The sequence below is a fragment of the Dyella acidisoli genome (assembly GCF_030160295.1).
Taxonomy (GTDB): Bacteria; Pseudomonadota; Gammaproteobacteria; order Xanthomonadales; family Rhodanobacteraceae; genus Dyella_B; species Dyella_B acidisoli.
On the sequence record NZ_BSOB01000025.1, the window covers coordinates 145,249 to 152,447 of the forward strand.

At 58.5% G+C, this 7,199-nt stretch carries 9 protein-coding genes; 6 read left to right on the forward strand and 3 right to left on the reverse strand.

From position 1 onward, the window contains the following. The 3 genes from QQJ86_RS13985 to QQJ86_RS13995 are packed head-to-tail and all read left to right on the forward strand — an operon-like array spanning nt 1 to nt 1,951. Complete coding sequence (locus QQJ86_RS13985) at nt 1-861, forward strand: DUF2167 domain-containing protein (RefSeq protein WP_284321572.1); 861 nt, start codon at nt 1-3, stop codon at nt 859-861. Beyond that, complete coding sequence (locus QQJ86_RS13990; protein ID WP_284321573.1) at nt 861-1,583, forward strand: hypothetical protein; 723 nt, start codon at nt 861-863, stop codon at nt 1,581-1,583. Before QQJ86_RS13985 ends, QQJ86_RS13990 begins: the two co-directional genes overlap by 1 nt. Beyond that, the gene (locus QQJ86_RS13995; protein ID WP_284321574.1) at nt 1,580-1,951 is read left to right on the forward strand and encodes a J domain-containing protein; all 372 of its coding nucleotides are present in this window, start codon (nt 1,580-1,582) and stop codon (nt 1,949-1,951) included. The genes QQJ86_RS13990 and QQJ86_RS13995 overlap by 4 nt, the downstream gene beginning before the upstream one ends. Nucleotides 1,952-2,107: 156 nt before the next feature. Here the strand turns inward: QQJ86_RS13995 and QQJ86_RS14000 are convergent, their stop codons facing one another. Further along, nucleotides 2,108-3,058, reverse strand: a complete 951-nt coding sequence (locus QQJ86_RS14000; protein ID WP_284321575.1) for an aldo/keto reductase — start codon at nt 3,056-3,058, stop codon at nt 2,108-2,110. A gap of 84 nt (nt 3,059-3,142) precedes the next feature. Further along, a complete protein-coding gene (locus tag QQJ86_RS14005; protein WP_284321576.1) occupies nt 3,143-3,322 on the reverse strand; it encodes a hypothetical protein in 180 nt (59 codons plus the stop codon). 101 nt (nt 3,323-3,423) lie between these two features. On the opposite strand from QQJ86_RS14005, the gene QQJ86_RS14010 reads away from it, so the two are divergent. Continuing rightward, nucleotides 3,424-4,341 carry a LysR substrate-binding domain-containing protein gene (locus tag QQJ86_RS14010; protein WP_284321577.1) on the forward strand — a complete coding sequence of 306 codons (918 nt, stop codon included), beginning with the start codon at nt 3,424-3,426 and terminating at the stop codon, nt 4,339-4,341. A gap of 7 nt (nt 4,342-4,348) precedes the next feature. On the opposite strand, the gene QQJ86_RS14015 is transcribed toward QQJ86_RS14010, so the two are convergent. Beyond that, nucleotides 4,349-5,194, reverse strand: a complete 846-nt coding sequence (locus tag QQJ86_RS14015) for an energy transducer TonB (protein WP_284321578.1) — start codon at nt 5,192-5,194, stop codon at nt 4,349-4,351. Between the two features lie 178 nt (nt 5,195-5,372). Between QQJ86_RS14015 and QQJ86_RS14020 the strand changes: the two genes are divergently transcribed. Together QQJ86_RS14020 and QQJ86_RS14025 are read left to right on the forward strand one after the other, a co-directional pair. After that, nucleotides 5,373-6,035 carry an NYN domain-containing protein gene (locus tag QQJ86_RS14020; RefSeq protein WP_284321579.1) on the forward strand — a complete coding sequence of 221 codons (663 nt, stop codon included), beginning with the start codon at nt 5,373-5,375 and terminating at the stop codon, nt 6,033-6,035. Nucleotides 6,036-6,243: 208 nt separating this feature from the next. Beyond that, nucleotides 6,244-7,158 (forward strand): class I SAM-dependent methyltransferase, encoded by a 915-nt coding sequence (locus QQJ86_RS14025; RefSeq protein ID WP_423372850.1) that lies wholly within the window; start codon nt 6,244-6,246, stop codon nt 7,156-7,158. Nucleotides 7,159-7,199 lie beyond the last annotated feature (41 nt).

Sequence of the window (7,199 nt, forward strand, 5' to 3'; positions counted from 1 at the left end):
ATGAAACGCTTGTTTACGGTGCTTATCGCACTGGTTCTGATGTTGTCCGGCGGCATGGCCATTGCGCAGGAGCAATCGGCGCAGAAAAAGCCGAATCCCATAGATTCGCTGCCATGGAAGATCGGTCCCACCACGGTGCAGTTAGGCAACAAGGCGACGCTTAATGTCCCGGATGGTTACGCCTTCCTGGATCCGGCTGGCAGCCGATCTCTGAACGAGATACTGCATAATCCGCCGGTCGATGAGGACGAATACACGCTTGCGCCGAAGAGCCTCGATTGGATCGCGTTCTTCTCCTATGAGGACATCGGTTACGTCAAGGATGACGAAAAGCTCGATGCCGATGCAATTCTCGATTCGTATCGCAAAGGTACGGAAGAGACCAACAAGGAGCGCAGGTCGCGCGGTTGGGATGAGCTGAATATTCTCGGCTGGAGCGCCAAGCCGGAATACGATACGCAGATCAAGTCGCTGGCCTGGTCCATCCTCGCCGAAGACACGAAATCCCATCACCAGATCATCAATTACAACACGCGCTTGCTGGGCCGGCATGGTGTGATGGATGTTGTGGTGGTCACTTCGCCCAAAGAACTGGCCACCTCGATTGCCGACTTCAAGAGCGCCTTGCCCGGGTTCCAATATGTGCCGGGTGAGAGCTATGCCGAATATCGTGCTGGCGATCACGTGGCCGAATATGGTCTTGCTGCACTGATTACCGGTGGGGCAGTTGCGGTGGCTGCGAAGAAGGGCGTGTTTGCGGTGATAGGCAGCTTCCTGGTGGCAGCGTGGAAGTTCCTGTTGGTTGGACTCGCCGCCGTGGGCGCCTGGTTCAAGAATCTGTTCAAGAAAAAGCAGGCTTGATGACCCTGCACGACGGGCTTCTGCTGTTGGGCGGAGTCGTAGTGCTGTATCTCTACGATTCCGCTCTGTTGTTGTTTCATAACGAGCTTGTGTTGCTGAGCAAGCGCCGTAGCTACGACGTTTCCGCCGGGTCCGCGTTCGAGCTCGGTGGGCGACATGTATTCATGCCTTCGCCCTTCTTTCCGCATCAGCCTTTGTTTCGCGTGAGCTGGCCGGAACATGGCGCGCCGGCACATAAGGTGCCATCGCTTCGCATGCGGCGAGTACAAGTGGCGCTGGCGGCTATGGCGTACTGGCTGCTTTTGCTTTTGACGTTGTTCGCCGTCGGTTTGCCATATGTATTGCTCGTGGCGCGTGATGTGCATCTGCTGCTGGTGTGGATCGCAGCAGTCTATGCCGTCATCGCGATCATGCTGATGCACGTCTATCGATACCGAAAGGCGTTGAACCTGTCGCGTCGTGCTGTTGCTGCCGTCGCATTGGATGCGTTGCTGTGCGCGCCGTTCGCGTTGAACGTCGTGCGCAAAATAGCGCTGCGGCAACACTTCGATATAGATCTGCGTGCCGTGGCGAGCAGCATGCTGTCAGAGAAGGCACGGAGCCAACTGCTAACCATTCTCCGCCAGCGTATCCGTATCAGCCTTGGCTTTATCGAATCCGATGACACCGCAACCCACGCATTGACGGCATACCTGGACCACTTCGAGGGCTTGTGCAAATGACAGCGGTCGATGTGGTCGTCATCGTGGCAGGATTGCTGTTCGGCTATCGGCTCGTCAGTAACTATCTGTCACCCAAGGTGAGCGAGCAGCAGCGTCCGCGTCCTGAAAGTGATCGTAGGAATGAAGAGCCGCGTCGACAGGAATGGCAGCGCAATTGGGAGCCGCCAAAGCCGAACTGGTTCGACGTACTCGGTGTGCCAGAACATGCGGAGTGGGCGGACATCGAACGCGCGTATCGCCTGAAGATCAGCCAATATCATCCGGACAAGGTCGCGCAAATGGGCGAGGATATTCGACGAATTGCCGAGACCAAGTCCAAGGAAGTCAATGCGGCGTACGAGGCTGCCGCCAAGGTGCGAAGGCGCTGAGATAGGCTGGGGTTTGCGCACTACCTACAAACGCCGATGGCCGTCATTCCCGCGAAAGCGGGAATCCATCTTGCTCCGATGCACCGTTGAAAATGGATTCCCGCTTTCGCGGGAATGACGGCTATGAGGGCGTATGTACCTCCATGGCAACCCTCATCAGAACCCGATGCTCGCCTCGTTCAACGCAGAAATCTCATCCTGAGTCAGCGACAGTTCCGCCGCGCCAATCAATTCGCGTAGCTGTTCGACCGAAGTGGCACTGGCGATGGGTGCCGTAATGCCTGGGCGCGCAATGAGCCAAGCCAGCGCAACTTGCGAAGGCTTGGCTTTATGTGCTGCGGCGATTTTGTCCAACACAGCAAGCACTTTTAAACCTTGCGGATTGAGGTACTTCTTTACTGAGCCGCCGCGTACGCTGCTCTTGGCCAGATCGGCTTCGCTACGGTATTTGCCGCTGAGGAAGCCGCTGGCCAGCGCGTAGTAGTTGATGACGCCGACGTTTTCCTCGCGTATCAGTGGTTCGAGTTCGCGTTCGTAACCAGCGCGGCTGACCAGGTTGTATTCGGGTTGCAGGCTTTCGTAGCGCGGCAAGTTGTGTTCCTGCGATACCTTCAGGGCTTCGGCAAAACGGTCGGCACCGTAATTGGATGCGCCGATCACGCGTACTTTGCCTTCCTCGATCAGCTTTGCGAAAGCGCCTAGGGTTTCGCTCAGCGGCACAGTGGCGTCATCGGCATGAGCCTGATAGAGGTCGATGTAATCGGTCTGCAGTCGCTGCAATGAACCCTCTATCGCCTGGCGGATATTCATGGGAGACAGGCCGCGATGCTCCACCCATTTGGCCACCTTGGTGGCAATCAGGACCTTGTCGCGCTTGCCGCTGCGCTTGAGCCACTTGCCGATGATGGTTTCCGATTCGCCACCGCGGTTGCCGGGCGCCCAGGCCGAATAGACGTCCGCGGTGTCGACCAGATTGAAGCCGGCGTCGACGAAGGCATCGAGCAGTTCGAATGAGCGCTGCTCATCCACGCTCCAGCCGAACACGTTGCCGCCGAAGGCAAGTGGGGCGACGGAAAGGGTGGAACGGCCCAGTTGGCGCAGTTGCATGAAGCGATCCTCGACAGGGTGGACGAGCCGGCCGTCTTGCGGCGGCGTTCAATCTCTGCCGAGGTGGGTGCGAGCCCGTTTTAATCAAGCGCAGCAGGTGGATTGGTCACGAGGCTGCACCGGCAACGGGAGCTTTGCCACATCCGCGTCGACTTTCGGGGACTCAGTCTTGCCATCGCAAGCCGGCGCATCGACGTGCCAGGTCAGATTGGACGGGGTGATGTGGCCGTGAAGGAACAACAGATCGACCCATGGCGAACGCATCGCGGCGGGTTCCTGGTGGGGACGGTGTAGGCACAAGGTAATGGCGTAGCCCTGCAGGAAAAAGCGATATATTCGCAAGCCAGATTTGAGGGAAATTCAAGATGGCTCGGGTCCCGCTCAGTCTTCTTCAACAGTTCGTGCAAGTGGCGCGATTGGGCAATCTCTCTCGCGCTGCCGAGCAGGCCAACCTCACCGTCAGCGCGCTGAGTCATCAGATGCGGCAACTGGAAGAGCGCCTGGAACGACGCCTGTTCGAACGCGGCCCGCGTGGCGTGACGTTGACGACGGAAGGTTGCGACCTGCTCGAAGCGGTCGGTGAGCATTTCGACGGCATCGAGCATGCGCTATCGCGCTACCGTCAGCGACGCCACGACGCGCTTACCGTCAGTGCAAGCCCGGGCATCATTTCCAGTTGGCTGATGCCACGACTGCCGCGATTGCTTGCCAAGCATCCGGAGCTGGAACTCAACCTGCAATCCACCAACTTGCTGGTGAACTTCGAACGCGAAGCGGTGGATGCTGCCGTGCGTTATGGCAAGGGTGAATGGGAAGGGTTGCGTTGCGAATATCTTTTCGGCGAATGGATCGCGCCGGTGGCGACACCCGCGTTGGTGGAGCGCATGGCGGGTGCCGATCCATGCGATCTCTCGCAGTGGCCGCTGATCGGCGATCCAAACCGCAACAACCGCTGGAACGATTGGTTTGCGCACTACGGCGGCGAACCACCGCAACGCTACGTGGCACACGTGGATACGATCGACGCGTTACGCCAGGCGGCGTTGGAAGGCTTGGGCGTGGCGCTTGGCCGCATGGTCACATCCAAATCATGGATTGATGCGGGACGACTGGTAGTGCTTGGCGATCGTTATTTGCCGGTGCCCGAGGCGTATCACCTCGTCTATCCGCCGCGTTCGGAAGATCATCGCGGCATGGCTACGTTTCGTGCGTGGTTGCACGAAGAAGCTGAGGCGTATTGCCGGGAGATGCCGCAGCCTCAACGGGACGAGGCTGCGGCGTAGCGAGCAGTCAGGCTCCGCCGAGTGCGGTCATCAACTGCAGCGGCTGATCGGCTGACGAGATGCTGCCAGCAGGAATGGCGTCGGGTGAGGACTGTTGTAGCTTGTTTTGCTGCCACGGTATGACTTCACGCGGGCCAGGAATGTAGGGTTCCCATTTGCCGTAAGTGTCTTCCCGCGGCGTGCCTGCCACCCGCAAATTGAAATTCACCGGTACGCGTACATCCCAGTAAGAGTCCAACACATGCTTGCCGGTGGTGGGCAGGTTGTATGTCCACTTCTTGGCGGCTTCCAATGCCGCATTGCCAAGCACTTCGCGGAAATGGTGCATTTGTGCTTCGCGCCCGTATGCACCCAGGTTCACTTGTTCCACCGCAACGTCTTGAACCTGGCCTTGCCGGTTGACGCGCATGAACAGAAAGACCGTGCCATCCACACGTGCTTGAACGGCCTCTTGCGGATATCGGGGTGGTTGCCGGTCCTTGTACGTAACGTGCTCGGTTGCGTCGGCATTTGCATCACCGAAGCTGGCGCTGTTGATGCGCAGCGCATCGTGTTGGTCATCGATCGGTTTCGCGACGATGCGCAAACTCATCTTTGCCCTTTGAATGGCATCTGCGCGCTGGGCGAAATTGAATTTCCAGCCAGGCACACTGTTCTTGATGAGATCGGTAACGGAAGGAGGAATCCTTTCGGGCCGGTCGAGGGTGTAGTTATAGACGCCGCCATCAGGAGCCACTTCGATCCATCCCGTCACCAACATGGTGGCTTCAGCGGTCTTGCGTACATCGCTGGCGCCTGCCAACGCTACGCCGGCCATCAACGTACAGAACGCTACTGCAATCCATCGTTTCATACGGCACCTCCTTGCAAGGTGCGGCGAGTATAGCCAGCAAAATAAATGCCCGCATGCCTGCCTGCTCACGCGCTCTCCAAGGGTTACGGCTCTCTTACACTTACCGTAAACTATTGATCGCCGAACATTATCGTTTCGGCGTTCCATCTCATCTTCGTGGCACTCATAAGGATTCCCTATGCCAAGTACCGCCATCCTTGTCGACGGCGCTTTCTTTCTTGCCCGCTATCGCAAAGTGTGGGGCGACCGCGACGCCAATGACGCGCGTACCGTCGCCAAAACGCTGTTCGGCATGGCGTTGGAACACCTCAAAGCACTGGATCGTCCGCGTGAAGCGCTTTACCGCATCTTCTTCTACGATTGTCCGCCGTTGGAAAAGGTATTGACCAAGCCGATCAGTGGCGAGAGCATCGACTACTCACGTACCGGCGCGGCGAGCTTCCGTCGCGATCTGCATGATCAATTGCGCCGCCAGCGCAAGATGGCACTGCGGTTGGGGCGGCTCACCGATCGCGGTGAGTGGAAACTCAAGTATCAGGCTTATCAGCAGTTGCGCGACGAATCACTGTATTGGGACGAACTGAGCGACGAGCACTTCGAGCCGGACATGCGCCAGACGCAGGTCGACATGAAGATCGGCATCGACATCGCCGCGCTGTCTTACAAGAAGCAGGTGGATCAGATCGTCCTGGTGGCCGGTGATGCGGATTTCATTCCCGCGGCCAAGCTGGCTCGCTATGAGGGCATCGACTTCATTCTCGATCCGATGTGGCAGGGCATTGCGCCGGATCTGCACGAGCATATCGACGGATTGCAATCGGTCTGCCCACGCCCCTTCTGACGTACGGTAGCCGCGCCGATCCTGTATGGAGGGGCGGCTGCAACCCGTAGCCAAACCATGCCGGGTAGCAGGGCTGCCCGAATGGCTATGCCTTGCCGCCAAGCGTGCACTTGCAGACAGTGCGCCATTCGTAAACTAATCGTAAAATGTCCAAGCTCGCTGTACAGCGCTTGCGGCAAGCTGTCGTGCAACCCACCAAGGAGTCGTCATGAGACCCACCTTCGCCTTCGGATTATCCGTTGCCTTGTTGCTCGCCACCGGCATGGCGTATGCGCAGCAGGCGGCGCAGGATCAGCCCGCAGGCGATCTGGTGCCACCAACCAGCGCCAGCGACTTCACCGCAGGCCAACTCGATGCTGTGCTGGCCGGTTCCTGGCGTTCGGATCACAACAAGGCGCGCGACGTTTACCGCCATCCCAAGGCTACGCTGCAGTTCTTTGGCTTGCAGCCCGACAAGACGGTGATCGAAATCACCCCAGGCGGTGGCTGGTATACGGAAATTCTGGCGCCGCTGCTGCGCGACAACGGCCATTACATTGCCGCGGTGTCCGGTGGAAAAGGCGGTGAAGACCAGCAGGATGCCGACGCGTTACGCACCAAGTTCAAGGCCGATCCGACCGAGTACGGCAAGGCCAACGTCGTCGTATTCAATCCTAAGGCGCCGGTATTGGGCGCTCCTGGCTCGGCTGACATGGTGCTGACGTTCCGCAACGTGCATAACTGGACGATGGCTGGCAACGCGGAAGCGATGTTCAAAGCGTTCTATGCCGTGCTGAAGACCGGCGGCACGTTGGGTGTGGTGGATCATCGCGCAGCGCAGGGTGCCAACCTCGAAGCCATCAAGGACAGCGGTTATCTACCTACCGATTATGTGATCAAGCTCGCGACCGATGCTGGCTTCAAGCTGGACGGGCAGAGCGAGATCAACGCCAATCCCAAGGACACCAAGAATTATCCCAAGGGCGTGTGGACGCTGCCGCCTACGCTGACCCTGGGCGATAAGGATAAGGACAAGTATCTGGCCATCGGCGAATCGGATCGCATGACGCTGCGATTCGTAAAGACCGGTGCCAACAAGGCGCCGGCGTCGACGACTGCGCCGACCGGTACCGTTCGCCATTGAGGCTGTTTGTAGGTTGGGTTAGCGCAGCGTAACCCAACGCA